The organism is Streptococcus sp. CCH8-C6 (assembly GCF_001557225.1).
In the GTDB taxonomy this organism is placed as follows: domain Bacteria; phylum Bacillota; class Bacilli; order Lactobacillales; family Streptococcaceae; genus Streptococcus; species Streptococcus sanguinis_C.
Window position 1 is genome coordinate 1 of the sequence record NZ_LSJN01000070.1, and the last position, 25257, is coordinate 25257.

Here is a 25257-nt window from a genome sequence, read left to right on the forward strand (position 1 = left end):
ACGGCACCGGTACATGAAGTACTAGAAGCAACTAACTACGGCACTACTCCAGACACGGCACCGGTGCATGAAGTACCAGAATCAACTAACTACGGTACTACTCCAGACACAGCACCAGTGCATGAAGTACCAGAATCAACTAACTACGGCACTACTCCAGACACAGCACCAGTGCATGAAGTACCAGAATCAACTAATTACGGCACTACTCCAGACACGGCACCAGTGCATGAAGTACCAGAATTAGAACTGACTACGGCGAATGAAATAAGAAGGGAAAAAATAGATTTTTCCACCGAAGAACAGTATACAGACGAAATTCCAGAAGGCAACCGTCAAATCGCAACTCCAGGAGTCCAGGGTGAGCGAACAATCAAGACTCGTGTCTATAGTTCCAATGGTCAAGAAATTGACCGCCAAGAGTTGTCCAATGAGGAAACTCTAGCTCCAGTAACGCAAGTCGTCAAAGTTGGTACATCTAAGCCGAACATAGTACCGAACGATGCACCGAAAGCAGACACTTTGCCAGAGTACCCACTGACTTACACCGACGAAACTCGAGTGGAGAAAATCAACTTCACAATTCGAGAAGAAGAAACGGACGAACTTGTTCGAGATGCTCGCCAAATCGCAACACCGGGAGTTCAAGGCGAGCGGACCATCAAGAATCGTGTTTACAGCTCCAATGGTCAAGAAGTTGACCGCCAGGAGTTATCGAATGAGGAGACTCTCGCTCCAGTGACGCAAGTTGTCAAAGTCGGAACAGCTAAGCCGCATATGGTACCGAACGATGCGCCAAAAGCAGAAGCTTTAGAAGAATTCGATTTAATTCCACTGCACAATCTATTAGCAGAAGCAGATCAGATTAAAGCTCAGGCACGTTATTTCAACGATAGTCAGAGCCATCAATCTAGTTATGATACTGCTTTGACGGCGGGGCAAGCGATTCTAAGTCAATCACATGCTAGCCAAGCAGAAGTTAACCAACTGGTGGGACAAATCAATCAAGCCAAGGCTCAGTTAAGTGGTCTTGAGGTTGTCAAAACGGCTCTTCAAAACGAGTACGATTTAAATCCAATTGTTAAAACAAGTGCTAAATATAAAAATGCAGATTCAGATAAGCAGACAGCTTATACTGACGAATTGACCAAGGCAGAAGGAGTTCTGAATAATCAAACTGCAACACAAGTGCAGGTCAACCAAGCATTTGCTAGCCTGACAGCAGCCAAAGAAGCTCTAAATGGAGTGCCTAAAGTCAAGCCGGCAGTTTCTATTCTAAGTTTGACAGAAAATGCGGACGATAAGTCGGTTACAGTCCAATATAGATTAGAAGACCAGACCCAGTCCTTCCGTTCAGCGACTGCTGAATTGTACCAGGGTGATCAGCTTGTCCGCACTCTTCCGATTACCAATTTCGCAGGAAGTCTGAAGATTGGCGACTTAGACTACTATACAGGCTATACCCTGAAAACCAAGCTGACTTATGAACTGGATAATGGCAGCTTCACAGACCTTGAAACAGACAGCCGCAATTTTGAATTAGAATACAAGAAGATTGCCTTCCGAGATATTGATTCGGCCGAGTTTTACAGAAAAGAAAACGACCAGTTTAAGCGCGTCGTGTCCATGAACTCTATGCCTACGGATCTGTCTACCTACTTCGTCAAAGTCAAATCAAGTGAATCTAAGGAAATGCTCCTGCCGGTTCACAGCATAGCGGAAAGTCATAAGGATGGCAGGGATGTCTATAAGGTGACGGTCTCTCTGCCTGAGCTGGTCCAAGAAGGTGAGACAGGCTATAAGTCTGGCTATGATTTCTATATCAGTAAGGCAGTTCCTAGCCAGCAAAATGTCTACACTAGCTTTGCTGGTTTGGTAGACGCTATGAAGCAAAATATGGCTGGCAACTATGTTCTGGGAGCAGATTTGGATGCTAGCGAAGTTAGTCTGGCACCTGCGGACTATGTCTACCTCAAAGGGAACTTCACAGGCAGTCTGACAGGTAACCATAATGGCAAGCAGTACGCTATTTATAATCTAGCCAAGCCTTTATTTGAAAACCTCAAGAGTGGTTCCTCTATTTCTAATCTGGATTTGAAAGAGGTCAATATTGTCGGTACTTACGACTCAGCTGCCCTAGCTCGCAATGCAGAAAATGCTCGAATCACAGATGTTTCAGTCCAAGGTAGAGTAGAAGTAAAAGAAAATGCTTCACAGGTAGCAGGTTTGGTAGTTATTGCTAACAATACCCAAATTACCAATAGCTCCTTTACTGGAACTATCGTGTCAAATGATAAGCAGGGCAAGGAATACAATGTCGGTGGTTTGGTTGCTAATCTTAAGGGAGGAAACTCCTTGATTAGCCAGAGCAGGGCAGATGTGACCATTCTAGCAGGTGCTAGAGCCAACAACCAACGCTTTGGCGGTTTAGTCGGCCGTTTAGAAAACAATGCCCGCATCAGCCGCTCTTATGTAGCTGGAAAGATTCAAAACTCTACTAAGAACGGTCAGATTGGCGGCGTAGTAGGTTCCAATTACTTCAATGGCTTGATTGATAATGTCATCAGCAACGTCAGCGGTACAAATGTTTACAGTATTTCTGGCGATCAGGGATATGAGAACAACCGTATCACAGAAGCTTATGCCGTTGAAGGAAATAAAACACTGGAAAATGACAAGTTTGTCACTTCAACACTGACTCTGAACGAGGCAGAAGAGAAGCTAGCTAGTTTAGACATTACGACCACGCTAGAAGACACGAATCTCAATATTTATTCTGTCAACTATGCTCAGGAAAAGAATGCCCGAGAAGATCGTCTGATAGCTTATGCTAACATGGAAAAACTCCTTCCATTCTACAATAAGGAGACCATCGTTGCTTATGGAAATAAACTTCCAGATAATCACAAGCTCAATACAGAGTACTTGCTGGATGTTGTTCCGATGAAGGGCGACCAGATTATCACTGATATCAATAGCAATAAGACCGGAATTAACCGTCTGATGCTGCACTTTGAGGATAATACGGTTGACTATCTGGATCTGACCTATAAAGGAGATTTCAAATATAAGGCAATTGCAGAGTATAGTGTAAATGGCTTAGACCTTCTTTATACTCCGGAAGCTTTCCTGTCAGACTATAGCAGAGTTCTCAATCAAGTGCTGCCAGAGTTGAACAAGGTTGTCCTTGACTCACCGGCTATGCGAACTGTTTTAGGCGTAAATGCTGACACATCTCTGGATGATCTCTATCTGGACACTGCCTTTGACCAAGTCAAGACCAAGCTGTCAGAAGAGTTACGCAAGGTTCTGGCTATGGACAAGTCCATCAATACTGAAGGCGATGTCGTGGCTGACTATGTAGCTCAGAAGATTACAGCCAATAAGGAAGCCTTCCTGCTTGGTCTGACCTATCTCAACCGCTGGTATAATATCAACTATGACAATATCAATGTCAAGGATTTGTCTGCCTATAAGTTTGATTTCTTTGGAAATCATAATGCTTCAACGCTGGATACCATCATTTCACTTGGTAAGTCAGGCTTTAATAATCTTAAAGCCAAGAATAACTATATGGCTTATGATACCTCGCTCTCTGAAGCGACTGGTAAGCGAGGGCTCTTTAACTACCTGGAAGGCTATCGTCAGCTCTTCCTGCCGGACAAGAGCAATAATGAATGGCTCAAGACCAATACAAAAGCCTACATCGTTGAGGCTAAGTCGGATGTAGCAGAAGCGAGACAGCTTCAGGATGCAGCTGAGGGCAAGAGTAAGTATTCTGTCGGCGTTTATGATAAGATTACTGCCGATAATTGGGAACATAAGGGCATGCTCCTGCCGCTCTTGACCATGACTGAGAAGGGCGTCTATGCTATCTCCAATATGTCTACCATCTCTATGGGGGCTTATGATCGCTATCGCCTTGATGCCAATGGCAGGGTTCGGACAGATGCAGAGCTAGCTGAATATGTCGAAGACCGAGTGAGAAAAACAGCTGAATACCAGCGCGATCACTATGACTTCTGGTATAAGATTCTAAGCGATGAAAGCAAGGACAAGCTCTTCCGTTCTGTTCTGGTTTACGATGGATTCTCATTGGTTGACAAGGATGGTAAAAGATATTGGGCTCCAGCTAATGATAAAAAATCATTGGCTATGCAGGAGTTCTTCGGACCAGCTGGTAAGTGGTATCCAAGTAAGGGCTACAATGCCTATGCTACTGGAAGCGTAACCCATTTTGATGCTGCTCGCTTGTTAGAAGACTATGGTAACTCTGTCTACACGCATGAGATGACCCATAACTCTGACGGTGGCATCTACTTTGAGGGCAATGGCCGCCGCGAAGGTCTGGGAGCTGAGCTCTATGCTCGCGGACTCTTGCAGTCCACTCCAAGTGCAGATGAGGCAACCATTACACTCAATACCCTCTTCAAGGTGGACAAGGACTCTAAGACGCGCCTACACACATATAACTTCAAGGAACGCGTTCAAAATGCAGAAGACCTGCAGCACTATGTCCATGGTATGTTTGACATGATCTACACCCTAGATTACCTAGAAGGTACCTCTATGCTTAAGCAGAGCGATGACGCTAAGCTCCAGTGGTTCAGGAAGATGGAGAATTACTATGTTACAGATAAGTATGGTAAGGAGACTCATGCTGGTAACCAGACGCGAAGCTTTACTGCTGAGGAAATCAAGCAGCTGAAGACCTTTAACTCCCTGATTGAAAATGATGTTATCACTCGTCGGGAGAACAAGGATAGTGGGAAATATGGCCGAAATGGCTACCTCAGTCTCAGCCTCTTCTCACCAATCTACTCAGCCTTGAGCAATCCAAATGGAGCGCCGGGTGATGTCATGTTCCGCCGCACGGCCTACGAGTTACTGGCAGCCAAGGGTTACCATGAAGGATTTATCCCTTATGTTTCTGGTAAGTACTCTAAGGAAGCCTTTGATGAAGGTAAGAAAACGTGGGATGGATGGTCCGGAAGAGATGTTGGTCTCGTAACTGACCAGAAAGTCTTGGAAAATGTATTCAAGGGTGAATATGACTCCTGGGTAGCCTTCAAGAAAGCTATGTATAAGGAGCGGATTGATCAGCTGACCAAGCTTAAACCAATCACCATTGAGTACGAGCTCAGAAACCCAAGCAGTACCAAGAAAGTAACCATTCGCTCTTATGAAGAGATGCAGAAGCTAATGGACGAAGCAGTGGCAGAGGATGTACGCAACATTACTAATGCTACCAGCCGTGTTGATGCTAGCTGGGTCAACCTGCTCAAGAAGAAGATTTACAATGCTTATATTCGTGAGACAGATGACTTCAGACAGTCAATCTTTAATAAGTAAGCATTTTAATACTAGCTAAGGAAACTTAGCTAGTATTTTTTTACTTTTTCCTTGATTTTTGAATTAGGATATGGTTAAATATTTTAAAGAAACAGATGTTGCGCAACAAATGTATCGGAAAGGGATATCAATGCCTCCAAAAAATAAATTCACCAAAGAAGAAATTATTGAAGCTTGTATAGATCTTGTTCGAGAAGAGGGGAAGTCGGCTGTTACAGCTCGAGCAGTTGCTGCTAGATTGAAGTCTTCACCTAAGGTTATTTTTGGTCTCTTTGATAGCATGGAAGAGCTTAACAAGGCCATTGTTATTGCTGCTGAGGAAACCTTTGTCAGACAAGTTGAAATCGCCTTGCAGGAAGAAAAAGCCTTTCGGGCTGTTGGGATCGCTTATATCCGATTTGCTGCTGAGGAGCCACAGCTTTTCCAACTGATTTTTATGAATGAGTCCGAACGTGCTATTCATCAGTTTTCTGAGTTCTTACCAATCAAAGATTATAGTTATGAAAAAATGATTTTGTCCATTCAAGAGGAATATGGACTTTCAAGACAGCTATCTGAGCAACTTTATCAGCATCTATTTATTTATTCGCATGGAATTGCCAGTATGACTGCTGCAGGAATCTATCGCTTTTCACCCGCAGAACTAACTGCCATGCTGACACAAGTATTCACAGCACTTATAAAGGAACTATTAGGAGGAAATCATGATTGAACTAAAGGGAGTAAGAAAGTCCTACGGAGCCAATGAGGTTTTAAAAGGTATCGACTTAGGGATTGAAGAGCAAGATTATTTGGTGATTTTGGGAGCTTCTGGATCGGGTAAGTCAACCTTACTAAACATTCTTTCTGGCCTTGAAAAACCAGATCAGGGTGAAGTTTTATATGATGGGGCAAATATTGCGTCTTTGAGTGAAAATCAACTGACAAAATTTCGCAAAGATAACATCGCTTTTATTTTCCAGCAATATTATTTATTGCAAGAGTTGACGGTAGAGCAGAACGTTAAAATGGGAGCCCATCTTGCAAAGAATCAGGATTACCTTCCAATCATCGAGGCCATGGGTTTAAAAGAAAAACTCCATCAATACCCTAGTGAACTATCGGGTGGAGAGCAACAACGCGTAGCGATTGCCAGAGCCTTGGCTAAGAAGCCAAAGGTACTTTTCCTTGATGAGCCTACAGGAGCTCTTGATGAGGCGACAGGTCGCCAGATTCTCTCCTACATTGCACAAATGAAAAAAGAGCTTGGATTTACCCTAGTGATGGTTACTCATAATGAGCATATTGCCAAGCTGGCAAATACTGTGGTGAGGGTGAATAGTGGACAAATTCAGGACATCGTGGTTAATGAAGAGCCAAAGAGCGTGGAAGAGATTGGGTGGTAGATTATGGTAATCAGTATCAAAGATTTACGGAAATTATCTGTTGTCTCCATTATCAGCTTTTGTGCAGTTTTGGTCTCGACTTTATTTATCAATTTTTACTTTGATCTTCAATCCATTGAGGTTGAGACATTATCTCTACCAGCCAAGGCTTATTACGATGCTCAAGTTCTCATTGCTAAATTTGTCTCCTTGGTTAGTGGAGGAGTGCTTTCTCTCTTAGCTGTTCTTCTCTTATTCTTTTATATCAAGCAGTTTATTGATGATCATAAGGAAGAGTTAGGGATTCTCAAAGCCTTAGGCTATCAAAATTTTGAATTAGCCAAGCATTTCTGGATTTTTAGTTGCTCTGTTTTTATAGGATCTTTGCTCGGGTTTGCTTCTTCATTCTTCTTTATGAAGGACTTTTATGATTTGCGCAATCAAAAAGGTTTCTTGCCCACTATTGAAATTCATTTTCATTGGCAATTGTTCCTCGCTATGGTCATCTTGCCGACTTTTCTATTTGCCTTATTAGGAATTGGCTATGCTTTGATAAAATTGAAGCAGCCAAGCCTTTATTTGCTGAAGAGATTAGAGTTGGCACAAGTAAAGCAAAAACATCGCAAAACTAAAGCAAATAAACTTTTTTTGAAAGAGTTGGGGGCTGTTCATTTTTATAAAAGGAAATTATTGATTTTCTTTGTCGTCTTTGCAGCATTTTCTTTTGCAGCCATGATGCAGCTTTCCCTAGGAATGAAAGACTTTATAGATGGGACGATTCAAGTTATGATGATAGGAATAGGCGTTCTTTTGTCAATTTCTATTTTGCTCCTTTGTCTAGGAACTGTCGTCCAAGAAAACAAAGCTAGTTTGGCTTTTATGAAGGCTTTTGGCTATAGCAAAAAAGAATGTTGTCGCGTTATTTTTGCTCGTTATCGAGTGGTTGCTTACCTTGGTTTTGTCTTAGGGACGGTATATCAGTATGCCCTGATGAAGATACTACTCAAAGTCATTGTAAAGAATGTTCAGGGTGTGCCCGATTATTCATTTGATGTTCAGCTTTGCTTAATCGCCTTCTTAGTCTTTGTAATCTTATATGAATTGCTCCTTGCCTACTATGTCAAAACTATTGAAGGCTTGACCTTAAAAGAAGTCATGCTAGCTGAATAATATAAATAATCTAGCTTTTACACTGATAAACCCATCTGTAAAAGCTATTTTTGTGCTATAATGATAAAAAAATATGAGGAGATTAAAATGAATCAAACTGTTCAATATTTACAAGAATTAACGGCGATTCCTTCCCCAACAGGCTTCACAGCCGAGGTGGCTGACTATCTGGTAAAAACTTTGGAAGGATTAGGATATGAGCCTGTCCGGACAAATAAAGGTGGCGTCCATGTTGTGGTTAAGGGTGAAAATGATTCCCAGCATCGGGTAGTGACTGCTCATGTGGATACACTGGGGGCTATTGTTCGGGCTATTAAGTCTGATGGTCGTCTTAAGCTGGATCGGATTGGCGGTTTCCCTTGGAACATGATTGAAGGAGAAAACTGTCTGGTTCATGTGGCAAGTAGCGGTAAGACTATCAGTGGGACTATTTTGGTTCACCAGACTTCTTGTCATGTCTACAAGGATGCTGGGACGGTTGAGCGTACTCAGGACAATATGGAAGTTCGTTTGGATGAACAGGTGACAAGTGAGAAAGAAACACGTGATTTAGGAATTGAAGTTGGCGATTTTATTTCTTTTGATCCTCGTACCACAGTTACCGAGTCAGGCTTTATCAAGTCTCGCTTTCTAGATGACAAGGTCAGCGCAGCTATTTTGCTCAATCTTTTGCGCATTTATAAAGAGGAAAATGTTCAGCTACCAGTGACGACTCATTTTGCTTTCAGTGTCTTTGAAGAGGTTGGTCATGGGGCCAACTCCAGCCTTCCTGAGCAAGCGGTAGAGTATTTGGCGGTTGATATGGGGGCTATGGGTGACGACCAGCAGACAGATGAGTATACGGTTTCTATCTGTGTCAAGGATGCATCAGGACCTTATCATTATGGCTTCCGCCAGCATTTGGTAAATTTGGCCAAGGAGCAGGACATTCCTTACAAGCTGGACATCTATCCATTTTACGGGTCAGACGCCTCTGCAGCCATGAGTGCAGGAGCAGAAGTCAAGCATGCCCTGCTAGGTGCAGGTATCGAATCCAGCCACTCTTATGAGCGGACTCATATTGACTCGGTTGAAGCGACAGAGCGCATGGTGGATGCATATCTAAGGAGTGGCTTGGTAAAATAGGAGAAAGATATGAATGATTTATTGGAACAGCTAATTACCCCAATTATAATAACAGCTATAGTATCAGGATTATATAGATATTTTCAAAAGAAAAAAGAAGAATATCAAAAGTATGTTTACGAAAATAAACAAAATGATTTTCAAAAGTTAGAAAATTTTTCAAATGAGCTTATAGAAGGTGGGGAAGCTAATCCAGAGTTAAAAACAATACTATTTAAAATCTCTCAGAGAATAAATCCGTACGGGCGTGAAATTAAAACGTTTGGGAAATATCAGTGGATAAAAGATGACGGGCATATATGGAACCAATTAAATCAAATAGAGGGGAAAATTAATTCTCAAGAAATAACAATTGATGATTTAAAAGAACTAGCTTATCGTATCCAAATTTCAAAGCGAATATTAGATGTAAGATTGGAACAAGCTGTCTCACCGATTAGCCCATCAAAGATATGGTTTTATTTTTTACAGTATCTAACATTGGTATTTCAATTGTTTTTGCTATTCTCTTTATATACTATTGGATTTAAGTCCTCTGAGATAAATGAGTCTTCTATTCATTTAGCATTTGCATTGTGGTTAAGTCTAATGATTTTTTTAATATTTCTAATTCCAGAATTAATTATTAATGAAAGTGATGATAGCAAATTTGAAATCTTTATAATAGTCTATACTATGGTGTTTGCCTTAGTAGATGCTTTTACTACATATTATCTGTGGAATAACTTATCTAGTGCGATAATTGTATTTGTAATTATACTCTTTTTTATGATTACACTTACTTTTTTAAAATCTATAATTTTTGGTGATAGTGAGATAGGTAAAATTTCTACGATCTATATTGAAGAGTATAGGGAACTACAAGAATCTAAATCAAATAAAAAACGTTTTAAAGACTACTTCAGAAAATACAAATTCTTTTTCAACAAAGAGAAGTAAAAAAAGAAAATAATGATACATAAAAAATCAAAGTAATCCAAAAACGAGAGGGAAATATTTTTCCTTCTCGCTTTTGAATGTATTGATTACCTGACACTCCAGACACTAACTGATTTTTCCTCCACAGGAAATTCTCCCGAGCCTTGATCGTCAATGGTTACGATTTGGGAGCTATTGCCTAGATAGTCACTGAATTCTCTGCCTGCCCATTCTGGACCGACAAACATAGATTTACTGGCTGCTTGGTCATTACTGATAAGGACAGCGATTGGCTGACCATCGTCCTTTCCTTGGCGGGTCCAGCCGATACAGTTGGCATCGTCGAAGTAGTCGGTTTGCTCACCATAAGCCAGATTGAGACGGATGTCTAGGAGTTTATCCAGTATCTCTTGAAAGCTCTCTTGTGCAAATTCTCCGCTAATGCCATAGTAGTCTCCATAAAAGACGCAGGGCAATCCGGCTTCTCTTAGAAGTATAAGAGCATATGCTGCAGGTTTGAACCATTCTTCGACGGTAGACTCCAAAGCCTGACCTCTCTGAGTATCGTGATTGTCTACAAAGGTCACAGCTGATTCAGGATGATTCTTTGCAAGTGTCTGGTCAAAAATAGTTCGCAGGTCATAGTCTGCTCCTGATTTGCTGGCATCAAATAAATTCTGATGGAGCTTGACATCAACTAGGTCAAAGCGGTAGTCAATGCTTTCTAGATAATCGTTATTGGCTGTCTCGTCACTATTCCAAAATTCCCCAAAGACATAGAAATCATCGCCGTATTTCTCAGTAATATCGCGGATGAAATTTTTCATAAAGAAAGAATCAATGTGCTTGACAGCATCTAATCGAAAGCCATGTACGCCAGTGCTTTCAATGAACCAATGAGCCCAGTCGTAGAGATTTTGGATGACTTCAGGGTGCTTGAAATCAATATCCGCATACATAAGATAGTCGTAGTTGCCGTTCTCATTGTCTACTAGCTCATCATCTGCCCAACCTTTATTGTCCCCTTGAATGAGGAAAATGCCTGACTTGTTGTTTTTTGCATCATAGTCAGTGCCGGTGAAGTGATACCAGTGCCATTCGAAGTCATTGTATGTTTTATTGCGGCCTGGGAAGACAAACTTAGTCCATCCTTTGATCTCGAAAGGTTCTGACAAGACCTTTGTGCGGTCGTTAGGATCAACTTCAACAACAGTAAAACGCTCTTTGTAATCTGCTGCGGCCTTGTGATTGAGGACTACATCTGCAATAGCTTCGATACCGTTCTGGCTAAGTACTTCAATCGCTCGGAGGTATTCTTCTTTCAATCCATATTTAGTACGAACAGTTCCTTTTTGGTCGAATTCTCCTAAATCAAAAAGGTCATAAACGCCATAGCCGACGTCATTAGAGCCTGTTCCTTTGAAGGCTGGCGGCATCCAGACCTTGCGAATTCCTTTCGCTGCTAAGTTTGGTGCATCTTCCGCTAAGCGATTCCAATGCTGACCATCATCTGGCAGATACCATTCAAAATACTGCATTAAGGTTTGGTTTTCCATATAAATTTTCCTCTTCATTCTCACTGATTGGCTTTATTGTACCAAAAGAAGCAGAAAGTCGCAATCGTTTGCGTTTTTCACTATCATAAACACTTAGCTCTTTTATAACTTGAAAAATCTTTTTAAAATTGAACATGAAACATTTTTAGATGAGACAAAAAGCCGCAAAAAGAGTATACTAATCTGTATAGAAATCGGTAAAGGAGCTCTCTTATGATTGAATTTAAAGATGTCACTAAAGTTTATGAAGGAACGGTAGCTCTCAATCAGCTGAATCTGACCTTGCAAAGCGGAGAAATCGTCGGTCTGATTGGTCACAATGGCGCCGGAAAATCTACTACCATTAAGTCATTGGTCAGTGTTATCAATCCTAGCAGTGGTCAGATTTTTGTGGATGGGAAAGAATTATCCGCTAATCGCTTGGAAATCAAGAAAAAAATTGGCTATGTAGCTGATTCACCAGATCTATTTTTGCGTCTAACTGCCAATGAGTTTTGGGAACTGGTAGCGACTTCTTACGATATGACAAATGCTGAAGTAGAAGAGCGATTGGGAAATCTGCTCCATCTTTTCGACTTTGGCTCTCATCGGTATGAGGTCATTGATTCATTCTCTCATGGGATGCGGCAAAAAGTTTTTGTCATAGCTGCGCTTTTGTCTGACCCGGATATTTGGGTGCTGGATGAGCCGCTGACGGGTCTTGATCCGCAGGCAGCTTTTGACCTCAAGCAGATGATGCGCCAGCATGCAGATAAAGGAAATACAGTTCTCTTTTCAACCCACGTCTTGGAAGTTGCAGAGCAGCTCTGTGATAAGGTGGCCATTCTCAAAAAAGGGAAATTGATTTTCTACGGAACGATTGAAGAACTAAAAGGCCAACATCCAGAACAGTCTCTTGAAACCATTTATCTTGGTCTAGCAGGCCGTAGAGAAGAGGTGAGTCCTGATGCGCATTAAAGCTATAAAAAAACTCGTTGATATCAACATCCTCTACGCCATTCAGCCGTCTCAGCTGCAGCAGTACCGCAAGATGCAAGCTAAGAATCCTGAGCGCAAGGTCAATGTATCGCTGAAGGCCATCCGCATGTATCTGATTTTAGGACTGGTCTATCTCTTTCTTTTCGGTTTGATGGGCTCCCTGAACCAACTGGTTGGCAATCCTGGTCTCTTTGCCAATTTGGTTTCCGCTTTTGCTCTCTTTTCTATGTCTCAAGGCTTTCTGGTTTTTTACAATGTCTTTTATGAAAGCAAGGACTTGCAATCTTACCGTCCCTACGCTTTTAGCGAAGCAGAAATCATCGTCGGCAAAAGCATTTCAGTTATTCTGACCTTGCTGATTGCCATTCTGCCTATGTTCAGTTATTTCTTGGTTCTGGCTTTTCAAGGTGGCAATCCTTTCTTGGCCCTGCCCTTGGCTCTGCTTGCTATTCTGATTTTAAGTTCGGTCATCACCTTTCTGATTTTGATTGCCGTCCACTTTATTACCAAGACAGCCTTTTTCAGAAAGTACAAGACCATCCTGTCCAATGTCATTCTGGCTCTTGTTTCCGTCGGCTCCTTTTTCCTCTATTTTATGATTAATCAAATGAATAGCAGAAGCGTTGTAAATCGTACAGAGGTTAAAGCTTTCTTCCCGCCAGTTCAAGCTTTTTATGATTTTATTCTTCATCCTTTTCATACAGCTTCCTTGCTGGGATTTTTGGGATGGGTGGCAGTCGCGGCTCTTCTATTTTTCATCGTAAAGACCAAGGTGATTCCAGAGTTTTATGAGGCAGCCCTGATGACGGGCTCTTCAGTAGGAAAGCGGGAGCGCGTGCATGACATCAATATTGCGGAAGCAAAAAATCTCAAAAAGTTTGTCTGGCATTACAATATCAGGCTCTTGAGTGAGGGCTCTGTCATTATGCAGGCCATCTTTATGTCGGCCTTTCTCCCTTACATTGTCATTTTCAGTATGGGAATGGGTATGATACAAGGCGGCCTGTCTTTGACTTCTTATCTGGGACCGCGCTTTCTCTTGCCAATGATGGCTCTGGCTGTTTTGATTGCAACACTAAACTCAGGCGGCAGCAACCTCACGGCTATTGGGATTTCTCTGGAAAGGGAAAATTTTGATTATCTCAAGGTTCTCCCCTTTGATTTGAAGCAATATATTCATCTGAAGTTTTGGCAACTCTTTGCCGTCCAGTCTATCCTGCCTCTGACCTTGCTTTTCATAACCAGCCTTGTTTCCGGTATGCATCCAGTCACTTTCTTGGGCATGGTGATTGTTTGGGCCTTGATTAGTCTAATGTGGAGTTCTTGGGGTTACTACCGAGACTATAAGCATCTGGTGACCAATTGGTCCAATGTCACAGAATTGATGAGCCGAGATAATAGTATGGTGAAAACTCTCCTAGCTATCGCTCTGATTTTAGGAATGATGATTGTCATTACTCTTCTCTTCTTTATATCCAATGTTCTTGCGCCTTTGGTAATTTATGTGATAGTCGCTCTAGTTTTAGCAGGTTTAGCTGTGTTGTCTTACATAGTCCACAAACACTACATGAAGAAGCTGAATGAAGAATTAGCAGTATTTTATTAAAAGAGCATCAGGAAGTCGAAAGGCTTTCTGATTTTTTGACTGTAAAAATAACAGCTCCGCACATTTGCAGAACTGTTATTTGTTTTTCTTTATTTTTTCTACATCCAGTGGCATGAAAGTCGCCATAACTCGACCGATAAGTTTAGGTTCTTCCTCATGCGGGATAAACTTATCACTGTATTTTTTATTAAGGGAAATTAGACGAATACCGGATGGATCGTTGAAGACTCTTTTTATAATGGTTTGACCGTCATAGTCAATAGCATAGATAGCGCCGGCAAGTTCGAAATGAGTCTGCTTGATTAGGGCTACAGAATCTCTCGGATACTTGGGCTCTAACGAGTCAGTTCGTACCCAAAGGGCAATATCGTAGTCAATTTCTCTGTCCAGCCAGACTAAATCAGCTTGTTCAGGCTTATGCTGAGAGAGATAGTAATTTTCATAGACCAAGTAGGGGAAGTAGTCGTCCTTTAAGCTAGCTTGTGTTTCTTGCTCAGTCAGGCTGGCTTCTAGTAGCTTTAATCCTTTCTCCTGTCTGTCTTGGTCAAGTTGCTGATAAATACGATTTAAATCGGGAAATTGTTGAGGGATATCTGCAATTAGTCGGTAACGAGGGTCGATTTCTTCAACCTCTACGTCGAAAAATCTTGCAATCTTTTCTAGATTGGCTGCGATAGGCAGAGATGTCCCTTTGATATAGCCAGTCAGTGTACTAGCGGGAATGCCTGTTTCACGAGATAGCTCAACTTGTTTTTTACCTGTTTCCTTGAGAAGTTCTTTGAGTTTTTTAGAAATGAGAAGACTTGCTTCCTTATCTTGGGGGCTTGCGGCGCCTCTTCCTCTGGCCATAATATCAACTCCTTTACTTGGTTTTATTATAGCGAATTAAATCGAAAAAGTAAAGGATTAGGTTAATTATTTGAGCCTAATCCTTTACTTTTTAGATACTGTATTAAATTTCGTAGCCCATTAAGATTCCGCCTTCCTCAGCATAGAAGCTGCAGAGACCTGAAGTCGGCACCGTTTCGATTTGAGCTTGGGGATACTTTTCTTGTACCAGTTGGCTAAATTGCTGGCAGAATTTTTCGTTATTGCGGTGAGCGATGATGAGTCGGCCACCCTTGTAACCAGCTTTGAGTAGCTCTTCGATTGCAGAAGCAAGAGCCTTTTTTGGACCGCGTGCCTTTTGCAGAAGCTCTAGCGTGCCAGTCAGGCTAGCTTCACCGACCATACGGATATTGAGCAAGCCTACCACTGTTCCCAGAAGTTTACTCAGTCTACCGTTTTTAACCAAGTTATCCACCTTTGCCAGAACGAAGAGAAGCTTGGTTTTCTCTTGATAGCGACTAATGACTTCAACAACTTCATCAAAGCTGAGATCTTGCTGGATGAGTTCATTGAGTTTTGTCACAAGCAAGTCCACCTCTCCACCAGCAGAAAGACTATCAATGACATGAATCTGGGCATCAGGATGTTCTTCCAAAAAGATTTTCTTAGCAACCTGTGCACTATTATTGCTGCCAGAGAGAGTTCCAGTGATAGTCACCACAAAAATCTTGTCGGCTCCCTCAAAGCTTTTGAGATAGTCATCTGGACTAGGGCAGGCAGACTTTGAAGCAGCAGAAGAAGCATACATCTTCTCCATCATAAGATTGATATCAAGCTGGTTATCATCTACAAAAATCTCATTTTCCACTTGAATGGTCAAGGGAACACTTTCAAACTGGGTGTCTTTGGCCAAGTTTGCCATTTCACGAAAGTCACAGCCAGAGTCAGCTATAATTTTCCAAGTCATATTTTTCTCCTTTTTTGTCAAGTATGTACAATAAAAAAATTGACAAAAAACCTGTCTTTTTTTACAATTATAACATGAAGAATGCTTACTAGAAAGCGGAAACTGTCAGCTGAGACAAGAGGGAAGAAATTGTTATGTCGGAAAAGAAAATATCGGAAAAATCACTCGCGAATTTAAAGAAATACAATCAGGAATCCAATCAAATCACGAGAGAGTCTCTGGAAATTTCTCTCATGCAGTTGCTTGAGAAGAAAGAGCTCAAAAAAATCACGATTTCAGAGCTGGTTGAGCGAGCAGGGGTTTCCCGCGCTGCATTTTACCGCAATTATAGCTCTAAAGAGCAGATTCTGGAAGAGATTTTAAAAAACACTGTTCAAGGTATTACGGATAAATTGGAAGAGTTTAACTTTAAAACGGAGATGTACCAGATTTGGCTTTTTCTTTTTAAGGAAGCTAAGAAAGAGGCTCGGGTTATCAGTCTAGCCATTGACTATAATTTTGAAAAGCTGCTGACCCAGGCTGTATTCGACTTTTTGGAAAAGCGCAATCGCAATGCTAAGAAAATGACTAACTCTTACATGAATTCCTTCTGGAGTTCGGCAGTTGTTTCCGTTCTTTCCAAGTGGATTAAGGACGGCATGAAGGTTCCAGCTGAAAAAATAGCTTCTTTAGGCCTACCTCTTTTCCCACAGAAAAAGAAAATCAAATAAAAACAAGTGAGTCATTAGGGCTCGCTTGTTTTTAGGTTCTGTAAGAAGTCGGTTAGTTCTTTTTGATTTCTTAATTCGTAGAATTTCTGAGGAAAGGTTTGACGGATTCTCTTATATCTTTCCAGTGCTGTCTGACGCCGTCCATTCCAAAGAACCCAGCACATAAACGCCCAATCAAACTTTTCGGGGCAGCCTGGAGCCATGCTTTCTCTAGTCCGATTGTGATATTTTAAATAGCGTTTGAAAGCTCGATAAAGGCAGTTCCAGCGAGAGAAGTTCAGAAAGATGATTTGGTCGGCTTCTGCCATCCGACGTTCATAAAAACACCAAGAGTAGTTGCCATCAATAATCCAGTCGGTATTTTTTGACAAAAAATTATCCATCTGTTCACTCATCCAATCACGGTCGCTATCCTTCCAGCCAGGTTGGAACTGCAATCTATCCATGTGAAGTTTGGGAATGGAGTAGTGGTTGGACAGTTGTCTTGCTAAAGTGGATTTGCCAGAGCCGGAATAACCGATAATTGCTATTTTCATCCCTACCTCCTTTGTGTGAGAAACAAAAAAAGCTCCTGAGAGCTCCCTTTGTATGCATTATTTAGCAAGTTTAGCTGAAAGACGTGCTTTATCGCGGCTTGCTTTGTTTTTGTGGATCAAACCTTTTGTTTCTGCTTTATCGATAGCTGAGCTAGCAGCACGGAAAAGTTCTTCAGATGGGTTTGCTTCAAATGCTTTGATTGCAGTACGCATAGCTGACTTTTGAGCTGAGTTTTTTTCGTTATGTTTCACGTTCAATTCAGCGCGTTTGATAGCTGATTTAATGTTTGCCAAGTTGTTTCACCTCCATTGAAAATACTAACTATCTAATTATATATGAAAAGTTAAGATTTGACAAGCTTTTTTATTTTTTTAAGTAAATTTCATCAATTTCGTGATTTCCAGCTTTATGCAGGATAATTTCTGCCCGATTGCGGGTTGGTTCAATGTAGTCTAGCAGGTTGACAAGGTTAATGCTTTTCCAGACATTATGGGCGAAAGCTACCACTTCCTCTTCTGCTTGAGTGGTGAAGCGGTGGTAGTAGTTTTTGGGGTCGTTTTCAGCCAGCGTCAGCATTTTTTTAAAGCGATCTAGATACCAGTTTTCGATATTTTCGATTTCTGCATCAACATAGATAGAAAAGTCAAAAAAGTCTGTCATATAGAGGCGCTCGTTCTGTGGATTCTGGAAAACATTGATCCCTTCGACGATAACAAAGTCAGCAGCTTTTACCTCTTGCATTTCTTGAGGAACGATATCGTATGTCTCATGCGAGTAGACAGGAATTTGGAAATTCTGCCCGTTTTTTATGCTATCCAGAAAGGAAAGAAGCAGCTCCATATTATAGCTTTCTGGAAAACCCTTGCGGTTTAAAATGCCATGATCTTCCAAGGTTTTGTTCGGAAATAAAAAACCATCTGTGGTAACTAGCTCGACTGTCGCATTTGAAAAAGTTCTAGAAAGCAGAATCTGCAGCAACCGGCTGGTGGTGGATTTCCCAACGGCCACACTGCCAGAAACTCCGATGATAAAGGGCTGTTTCCGGCTCTCTTTTTGTAGAAAAATCCCCTTGGAAAAAGCCAAGTCTTCCTTAGAACGTTTATAAATCTGAATGAGATTGGTCAAGGGGAGGTAAATGTCCGTCACGTCCTGCAGGCTGATCTTATCATTGAAACTCTTGATAGAGTTAAGCTCGGCCTGGGTCAGTGGCGGAGTTGTTTTACGGTGCAGGTTTTGCCAAGTATGGCGGCTGATTTTTTCAAAGTGAAGAAATTCGTTAGTCATAGGTTACTCCTGTATGATGGACTTTAGTATAACATACTTTTTGGAGAAATGAAAACGATTTACAAATCTAGGAAAATTATGATAAAATGGTTGTATGACTAAAATGTATTTTGCAGAAAATCCTGATGCCAAACATGATATTCATGAATTAAATGTAGAACTGTTAGGACAGCGGCTGACTTTTTTGACTGATGCTGGTGTTTTCAGTAAAAAAATGATTGATTATGGCAGTCGGGTTCTTTTGTCTGTCTTGGACTTTGAAGCTGGAGAACGGGTGCTGGATGTTGGCTGTGGCTATGGGCCTCTAGGTTTGACCTTAGCCAAAGCGCAAGGAGTGACTGCGACTATGGTGGATATCAACCAGCGAGCCTTGGACTTGGCTCAGAAGAATGCTGAGAGAAATCAGATTTCAGCTGAGATCTTCCAGTCAAATGTTTATGAAAAGGTCAGTGGCATTTTCGATCATATTATCAGTAATCCACCTATCCGTGCTGGTAAGCAGGTTGTACATGAGGTTATCAGCGGAAGCTATGAGCATTTGACAGAAGGCGGTGATTTGACCCTTGTGATTCAGAAGAAGCAAGGAGCGTCTAGTGCCAAGTCGAAGATGGAAGCTGTCTTCGGTAATTGTGAGATTGTTAAGAAGGACAAAGGCTACTATATACTAAGGAGCGAAAAATAGGATGCGTGCTGTAGATATTATTCAAAAGAAAAGAGATGGTCTTGAGCTGACCAGTCAGGAAATCCAGTGGCTGATTGAGGGGTATGTGGACGGGACTGTGCCAGACTATCAGATGGCAGCCTTTGCGATGGCTGTCTATTTTAAAGGCATGACGACTCGGGAAATTTCTGATTTAACCATGACAATGGTTGGAACCGGTGAACAGTTTGACTTGTCAGAAATCTCGGGAATAAAAGTAGATAAACATTCTACTGGCGGTGTTGGTGATAAGGTAACTCTGGTCTTGGTTCCTTTGGTGGCTAGCTTTGGTGTGCCTGTTGCTAAAATGAGCGGCCGCGGTCTGGGTCATACTGGTGGAACCATTGATAAATTGGAATCCATTAAAGGATTTCAGGTAGAGCGCAGTCAGGAAGACTTTATCAAGCAGGTGCAGAAAATCGGCTTGTCCGTTATCGGTCAGTCTGATCAGTTGGTGCTAGCGGATAAGTTGCTCTATGCCTTGCGAGATGTAACCGCAACTGTTGATACAATTCCGCTGATAGCGAGCTCTGTTATGAGTAAGAAGATTGCGGCTGGTGCCGATAGCATCCTTCTGGATGTGACGGTCGGTGAAGGCGCCTTTATGAAAAATATTGATGACGCTCGTGTACTAGCACGTACTATGGTAGATTTGGGTAAGGCTGTCAGCAGAAAAACAGTAGCTGTTTTGACAGATATGAGTCAGCCTTTGGGAACCAGCATTGGCAATCGTCTTGAAATCATAGAAGCCTTGGAAATCTTGCAGGGCAAGGGACGTGAAGACATCACAACTTTCATTTGTGAGTTGGCTCAGATTATGCTCGGATTGGCAGATGTCGAGAAAACGGTGGAAGAAGTGAGAGAACAGCTGACCAACGGTGCTGCTTTGAAGAAATTTGAAGCTATGGTTGTAGCTCAAGGTGGTGACTTGGAAGATCTCTATCGTCCCTCCAGTGCAGCTCATATTGTAGATGTGAAAGCAGAACAGGCAGGTTATATCACTGAACTGCCTGCTATGGAGTTCGGACTCTTTGCCATGAGACTTGGAGCAGGACGGGCAGTTAAATCTGACGACTTAAATTATGAGACAGGAATTGTTTTCGAAAAGAAAGTCGGAGACAAGGTCGAAATTGGAGAAGTTTTCGCAAAAATTTATTCAAATGAAAAAATTTCTCAAGAACTAGTTACAGATTTTCAAAAAAATGTTAAAATAGGTGATGAAAGCGTTGCAGTAAGCGAGATTATCGAGGTTATTGCTTAATACTAGGAGAAGCCAATATGAAATTAAACAAATACATAGACCATACGCTTTTAAAACCAGAAGCGTCAGAAGAGCAGATTCTGAACTTAATTGAAGAAGCAAAAGTTTATGATTTTGCCAGTATCTGTGTTAATCCAACCTGGATAGAGTTTGCTGCGGAGCAGCTGAAAGGTTCAGATGTCAAGGTTTGTGTACCAATTGGTTTTCCTTTAGGAGCCAACACTTCCGATGTGAAAGCTTTTGAAACAAAGGACGCCATCCAAAAGGGTGCGGGCGAAGTGGATATGGTCATCAATGTCGGTGCTCTGAAATCTAAAAATTATGATTTGGTAGAGCGAGACATCCGTGCGGTTGTAGAAGCTGCTAACGGTACCTTGGTCAAGGTAATTCTGGAAACTTGCCTGCTGACAGATGCGGAAAAGGTTAAGGCCTGCCAATTGGCTCAGAAAGCTGGAGCTGATTTTGTTAAGACTTCTACGGGATTTTCAACTAGCGGTGCGACAGTCGAAGATGTTGCCCTTATGAGAAAAACAGTTGGTCCTGACATGGGCGTCAAGGCTTCTGGCGGTGCTCGTTCTTATGAAGATGCGCTGGCCTTTATTGAAGCAGGTGCGACTCGTATCGGAACTTCGGCTGGAGTGGCGATTATGAAGGGAGAAGAAGCTAGTGGCGACTACTGAGTTGATTGACTTGGCTGTCCAAGCCAGCAAAAATGCTTATGTTCCCTATTCTCATTTCCCTATCGGAGCGGTTTTGGTCGCTAAAGATGGACGGGTTTTTACTGGCGTTAACGTTGAAAATGCCAGTTTTGGCTTGACCAACTGCGGAGAGCGAACAGCTATATTTAAGGCGGTTTCAGAAGGAGTTTTAGACTTCGAAGAACTGATTGTCTATGGTGAGACGGAAAAACCTATATCACCCTGTGGTGCCTGCCGCCAAGTAATGGCAGAATTTTTTGCTGAGGATCTAAAAGTGACCTTGGTCGCTAAAGATAAATCGACGGTCGTGATGACGGTCAAGGAATTACTTCCATATTCTTTTACAGATTTAACATAAGTCTGTTATCGGTCATCTGACCAAACTCAAACTTGCAACTGTGTTGCACATCTTAATTAGGAGGTTCAGAAATGAACAAAAAACAATGGCTAGGTCTTGGTCTAGTAACTGTCGCAGCATTCGGACTTGCTGCATGTGGAAACCGTGCTTCTCGCTCAGATTCTTCAAACGCGAAAACTGATTTGAAGGCTGCTATCGTAACTGATACTGGCGGTGTTGATGATAAGTCATTTAACCAGTCTGCATGGGAAGGCTTGCAAGCTTGGGGTAAAGAAAACGGTCTTTCTAAAGATAACGGCTTTACTTACTACCAGTCTACAAGTGAAGCGGATTTTGCGAATAACTTCAGTCAAGCAGCTACAAATGGCTATAAATTAGTTTATGGCGTTGGTTATAAATTAGCACCTGCTGTTACAGCTGCTGCTGATGAAAATGCTGATATTAATTATGTTATTATTGATTCTGTTATAAAAGACAAGAAGAATGTAGCATCTGCTGTTTTTGCTGATAATGAAGCTGCTTATCTTGCAGGTGTTGCTGCTGCAAAAACTACTAAGACTAACAAAGTTGGTTTTATTGGAGGGGCACGTGGCGAAGTTATCACTCGTTTTGAAAAAGGCTTTGAAGCAGGAGTGAAGTCTGTTAACAAAGATATTTCAGTTGATATTCAATATGCCGAAGACTTTAATAATCCTGAAAAAGGAAGAACTATTGCTGCCACCCAATATGCCGCAGGAGCTGATGTAGTTTATCAAGCTGCAGGTGGGACTGGAGCAGGTGTCTTTAAAGAAGCAAAAGACTTGAATGAGAAGAAAAATGAAGACGAAAAAGTTTGGGTCATCGGTGTCGATCGTGATCAAGCTGAAGAAGGTAAATACAAGTCTAAAGATGGCAAGGAATCTAACTTTGTACTTGCTTCCAGCTTAAAACAAGTTGGCAAAACTGTTCAAGAGATTGCTACTCAAACAGCTGATGGTAAATTCCCGGGTGGGAAAGTAATTACATTTGGTTTGAAAGATGGTGGAGTTGAATTGACAACTTCTAACCTATCTGAAGATGCTAAAAAAGCTGTAGAAGATGCTAAGAAACAGATTATTGATGGTAGTATAAAAGCACCTGAAAAATAATAAAGATCCAGAAGCGACCCAACCTTCTTGGGTTGCTTTTTTAGGGTATTGAGACATTTTGTCTCAATAGAACCTACTAACTTGATTAGCAGGCTCTACTGAAATAAAATATAATTTTCTAGAAAGGAATACTCTAATGGCACATGAAAATGTCATTGAGATGCGTGAGATAACCAAAGTTTTTGGTGAATTTGTCGCAAATGACAAAATCAACCTACAACTGCGTAAAGGTGAGATTCATGCACTTCTTGGTGAAAATGGAGCTGGGAAATCTACCTTGATGAATATGTTGGCTGGTCTTTTAGAGCCAACTAGTGGAGAAATTTTTGTCAACGGAAAATCGGAAAAATTGGATTCTCCTTCTAGGGCTGCAGCTCTCGGAATAGGAATGGTTCATCAGCACTTTATGTTGGTTGAAGCATTTACTGTTGCTGAAAACATTATTCTTGGTAGCGAAATAACGAATAAAGGTGTATTAGATTTGAAAAAAGCTAATGCAGATATCCTTGAATTATCAGAACGCTATGGCTTAGCTGTTGACCCAACAGCTAAGGTTGAAGATATTTCTGTTGGTGCCCAACAACGTGTAGAAATCCTGAAGACCCTCTATCGTGGTGCCGAAATTTTAATCTTTGATGAGCCGACGGCAGTATTGACCCCTGCTGAAATTTTGGAATTAATGGATATTATGAAAACTCTTGTTAAAGAAGGGAAATCTATTATCCTGATTACTCATAAACTAGATGAAATTCGAGCAGTAGCGGATCGTGTCACAGTTATTCGCCGTGGAAAATCAATTGAAACTGTTAGCATTGAGGGAGTTTCAAATAAAGATTTGGCTGAAATGATGGTTGGACGTTCGGTTTCTTTTGTTACTGAAAAGGAAGAAGCTAAACCGAAAGACGTTGTACTTCAAATTTCTGATTTGATAGTGAATGAGAATCGTGGTGTACCAGCTGTTAAAGAGCTTTCTCTTGATGTTCATGCAGGTGAAATCGTAGGAGTTGCAGGGATTGACGGTAACGGTCAGAGTGAGTTGATTCAGGCTATTACAGGACTTCGAAAAGTAAAATCAGGAAGTATTAAAATCAAAGGAAGGGAAGTTGTAGGACTTTCTCCACGAAAGATTACAGAAATGCAAGTAAGTCATGTACCTGAGGATCGTCATCGTGATGGTTTGGTACTTGAAATGATGCTTTCTGAAAATATTGCTCTCCAGACTTACTATAAAGAACCGCTCAGTAACAAAGGTGTTTTGAATTATAATCAAATTAATTCATATGCCCGTAAATTGATGGAAGAATTTGACGTTAGAGCAGCTAGTGAACTTGTTCCAGCAGGTGCTTTGTCAGGGGGAAATCAACAAAAAGCTATTATTGCTCGAGAAGTTGATCGTAATCCAGATCTATTAATTGTCAGTCAACCTACTCGCGGATTGGATGTTGGTGCGATTGAGTATATTCATAAGCGCTTAATTTCTGAACGTGATAAAGGGAAAGCCGTTCTTGTTGTCAGCTTTGAATTAGATGAAATTCTTAATTTATCAGACCGTATTGCTGTTATTCACGATGGAAAGATTCAAGGAATTGTAAAGCCATCTGAAACTAATAAGCAAGAACTTGGTATTCTCATGGCTGGTGGAAAAATCAAGGAGGGTTCTAATGGATAAAAAAACACAGCAAATTGCTATTCCTTTTATTTCAGTTCTTTTAGGAATCTTACTTGGCGCCATCATCATGTGGATTTTTGGTTATGATGCCTTGTGGGGTTATGAAGAGTTGTTCAAAACAGCTTTTGGTTCCATTAAAAATATTGGAGAAATTTTCCGAACCATGGGGCCTCTAATTTTGATCGCTCTTGGGTTTGCAGTGGCTAGCCGTGCTGGTTTTTTCAATGTTGGTTTACCTGGTCAAGCTTTGGCAGGTTGGATTGCAGCTGTTTGGTTTGCCCTATCTTTTCCAACCATTCCTCGTTTTGCAATGTTACCGCTGACTGTCCTTGTAGCAGCAGTTGCTGGTGGTTTAATTGGTTTAATTCCCGGCTTGTTAAGAGCATTTTTAGGTACAAGCGAAGTTATTGTTACCATTATGATGAACTATATTGTTCTTTTTGCTGGAAATGAAATTATTCGGAATTTCCCTAAAAAACTAATGGTTGATTCCGAATCAAGTATTCCTGTTTCGGCAAACGCTAGCTATCGTCTAGACTTTCTTACAGAGCTTACTAAGTCACGCATGAATATTGGAATTTTCATTGCTTTGATTGCTGTCGCTGTAATTTGGTTTATCATAAAGAAAACCACACTTGGATTCGAAATTCGCTCAGTAGGTCTCAATCCAAACGCTTCAGATTATGCAGGGATGTCGGCGAAACGTACTATTATTCTTTCAATGGTGATTTCTGGAGCTATTTGTGGTATTGGAGGAGCAGTTGAGGGTATAGGTACTTTCCAGAACGTTTATGTTCAAGCAGGATCTCTGGCTGTTGGATTTAATGGTATGGCAGTTGCTCTTCTTGCTAGCAACTCTCCTATCGGAATCATTTTTGCTGCGTTTCTACTTGGAACATTGCAAACTGGTGCGCCTGGTATGACAACGGCTACTATTCCTCCTGAACTTGTCAATATTGTAACAGCTTCCATTATCTTCTTTGTAAGTGCTCACTACATTATTGAAAAATATATCAAACCTAAAAAACGAATGAAAGGAGTAGAGTAAA

General features: G+C 41.3%; 22 protein-coding genes. 16 read left to right on the forward strand and 6 right to left on the reverse strand.

Annotated features, from left to right (window positions below; translation table 11 throughout):
- The 6 genes from AX677_RS07615 to AX677_RS09355 all read left to right on the forward strand — a co-directional run.
- Positions 1-5352 (forward strand): SIALI-17 repeat-containing surface protein (locus tag AX677_RS07615; RefSeq protein WP_060976706.1); only part of this gene is annotated, 5352 nt, incomplete at its 5' end.
- A 130-nt stretch (positions 5353-5482) separates the two neighbouring features.
- The gene (locus AX677_RS07620; RefSeq protein WP_060976707.1) at positions 5483-6064 is read left to right on the forward strand and encodes a TetR/AcrR family transcriptional regulator; all 582 of its coding nucleotides are present in this window, start codon (positions 5483-5485) and stop codon (positions 6062-6064) included.
- A complete protein-coding gene (locus AX677_RS07625; protein ID WP_060976708.1) occupies positions 6057-6737 on the forward strand; it encodes an ABC transporter ATP-binding protein in 681 nt (226 codons plus the stop codon). The genes AX677_RS07620 and AX677_RS07625 overlap by 8 nt, the downstream gene beginning before the upstream one ends.
- 3 nt (positions 6738-6740) lie before the next feature.
- A complete protein-coding gene (locus AX677_RS07630) occupies positions 6741-7886 on the forward strand; it encodes an FtsX-like permease family protein (RefSeq protein WP_060976709.1) in 1146 nt (381 codons plus the stop codon).
- An 87-nt stretch (positions 7887-7973) separates the two neighbouring features.
- Positions 7974-9011: a M42 family metallopeptidase gene (locus AX677_RS07635; RefSeq protein WP_060976710.1), complete on the forward strand. Its 1038-nt coding sequence runs from the start codon at positions 7974-7976 to the stop codon at positions 9009-9011.
- Positions 9012-9020: 9 nt separating this feature from the next.
- Entirely contained in the window at positions 9021-9950 is a 930-nt protein-coding gene (locus AX677_RS09355; protein ID WP_156446000.1) for a hypothetical protein, read from the forward strand.
- Positions 9951-10036: 86 nt separating this feature from the next.
- Here the strand turns inward: AX677_RS09355 and AX677_RS07645 are convergent, their stop codons facing one another.
- Positions 10037-11503: an alpha-amylase gene (locus AX677_RS07645; protein ID WP_082730271.1), complete on the reverse strand. Its 1467-nt coding sequence runs from the start codon at positions 11501-11503 to the stop codon at positions 10037-10039.
- Positions 11504-11698: 195 nt separating this feature from the next.
- On the opposite strand from AX677_RS07645, the gene AX677_RS07650 reads away from it, so the two are divergent.
- Complete coding sequence (locus tag AX677_RS07650) at positions 11699-12442, forward strand: ABC transporter ATP-binding protein (protein ID WP_060976712.1); 744 nt, start codon at positions 11699-11701, stop codon at positions 12440-12442.
- Positions 12432-14069, forward strand: a complete 1638-nt coding sequence (locus tag AX677_RS07655; RefSeq protein ID WP_060976713.1) for a hypothetical protein — start codon at positions 12432-12434, stop codon at positions 14067-14069. The genes AX677_RS07650 and AX677_RS07655 overlap by 11 nt, the downstream gene beginning before the upstream one ends.
- Positions 14070-14144: 75 nt before the next feature.
- Here the strand turns inward: AX677_RS07655 and AX677_RS07660 are convergent, their stop codons facing one another.
- Positions 14145-14918, reverse strand: coding sequence for an XRE family transcriptional regulator (locus AX677_RS07660; protein WP_002900492.1), 774 nt, complete (start codon positions 14916-14918; stop codon positions 14145-14147).
- A gap of 103 nt (positions 14919-15021) precedes the next feature.
- Positions 15022-15864, reverse strand: a complete 843-nt coding sequence (locus AX677_RS07665; RefSeq protein WP_060976714.1) for a DegV family protein — start codon at positions 15862-15864, stop codon at positions 15022-15024.
- Positions 15865-15998: 134 nt separating this feature from the next.
- On the opposite strand from AX677_RS07665, the gene AX677_RS07670 reads away from it, so the two are divergent.
- Positions 15999-16574, forward strand: a complete 576-nt coding sequence (locus AX677_RS07670) for a TetR/AcrR family transcriptional regulator (RefSeq protein ID WP_060976715.1) — start codon at positions 15999-16001, stop codon at positions 16572-16574.
- 14 nt (positions 16575-16588) lie between these two features.
- Here AX677_RS07670 and AX677_RS07675 read toward each other — a convergent pair whose 3' ends face one another.
- The 3 genes from AX677_RS07675 to coaA form a co-directional block, all read right to left on the reverse strand.
- Positions 16589-17110 (reverse strand): DNA topology modulation protein, encoded by a 522-nt coding sequence (locus AX677_RS07675; protein ID WP_060976716.1) that lies wholly within the window; start codon positions 17108-17110, stop codon positions 16589-16591.
- Positions 17111-17167: 57 nt separating this feature from the next.
- Positions 17168-17404 carry a 30S ribosomal protein S20 gene (rpsT, locus tag AX677_RS07680; protein WP_002895661.1) on the reverse strand — a complete coding sequence of 79 codons (237 nt, stop codon included), beginning with the start codon at positions 17402-17404 and terminating at the stop codon, positions 17168-17170.
- A gap of 70 nt (positions 17405-17474) precedes the next feature.
- Positions 17475-18395 (reverse strand): type I pantothenate kinase, encoded by a 921-nt coding sequence (gene coaA, locus AX677_RS07685; protein ID WP_060976717.1) that lies wholly within the window; start codon positions 18393-18395, stop codon positions 17475-17477.
- Positions 18396-18489: 94 nt separating this feature from the next.
- Between coaA and AX677_RS07690 the strand changes: the two genes are divergently transcribed.
- The 7 genes from AX677_RS07690 to AX677_RS07720 all read left to right on the forward strand — a co-directional run bounded on the left by AX677_RS07690 (position 18490) and on the right by AX677_RS07720 (position 25256).
- Positions 18490-19077, forward strand: a complete 588-nt coding sequence (locus AX677_RS07690; RefSeq protein ID WP_060976718.1) for a class I SAM-dependent methyltransferase — start codon at positions 18490-18492, stop codon at positions 19075-19077.
- A gap of 1 nt (position 19078) precedes the next feature.
- Positions 19079-20356 carry a pyrimidine-nucleoside phosphorylase gene (locus tag AX677_RS07695; RefSeq protein WP_060976719.1) on the forward strand — a complete coding sequence of 426 codons (1278 nt, stop codon included), beginning with the start codon at positions 19079-19081 and terminating at the stop codon, positions 20354-20356.
- Positions 20357-20373: 17 nt separating this feature from the next.
- Entirely contained in the window at positions 20374-21036 is a 663-nt protein-coding gene (gene deoC / locus AX677_RS07700; protein WP_060976720.1) for a deoxyribose-phosphate aldolase, read from the forward strand.
- The gene (locus AX677_RS07705; RefSeq protein WP_060976721.1) at positions 21023-21412 is read left to right on the forward strand and encodes a cytidine deaminase; all 390 of its coding nucleotides are present in this window, start codon (positions 21023-21025) and stop codon (positions 21410-21412) included. Before deoC ends, AX677_RS07705 begins: the two co-directional genes overlap by 14 nt.
- Before the next feature lie 71 nt (positions 21413-21483).
- Complete coding sequence (locus AX677_RS07710; RefSeq protein ID WP_060976722.1) at positions 21484-22539, forward strand: BMP family protein; 1056 nt, start codon at positions 21484-21486, stop codon at positions 22537-22539.
- 136 nt (positions 22540-22675) lie between these two features.
- Entirely contained in the window at positions 22676-24208 is a 1533-nt protein-coding gene (locus tag AX677_RS07715; protein ID WP_002900481.1) for an ABC transporter ATP-binding protein, read from the forward strand.
- Positions 24201-25256, forward strand: coding sequence for an ABC transporter permease (locus AX677_RS07720; RefSeq protein WP_060976723.1), 1056 nt, complete (start codon positions 24201-24203; stop codon positions 25254-25256). Before AX677_RS07715 ends, AX677_RS07720 begins: the two co-directional genes overlap by 8 nt.
- Position 25257 lies beyond the last annotated feature (1 nt).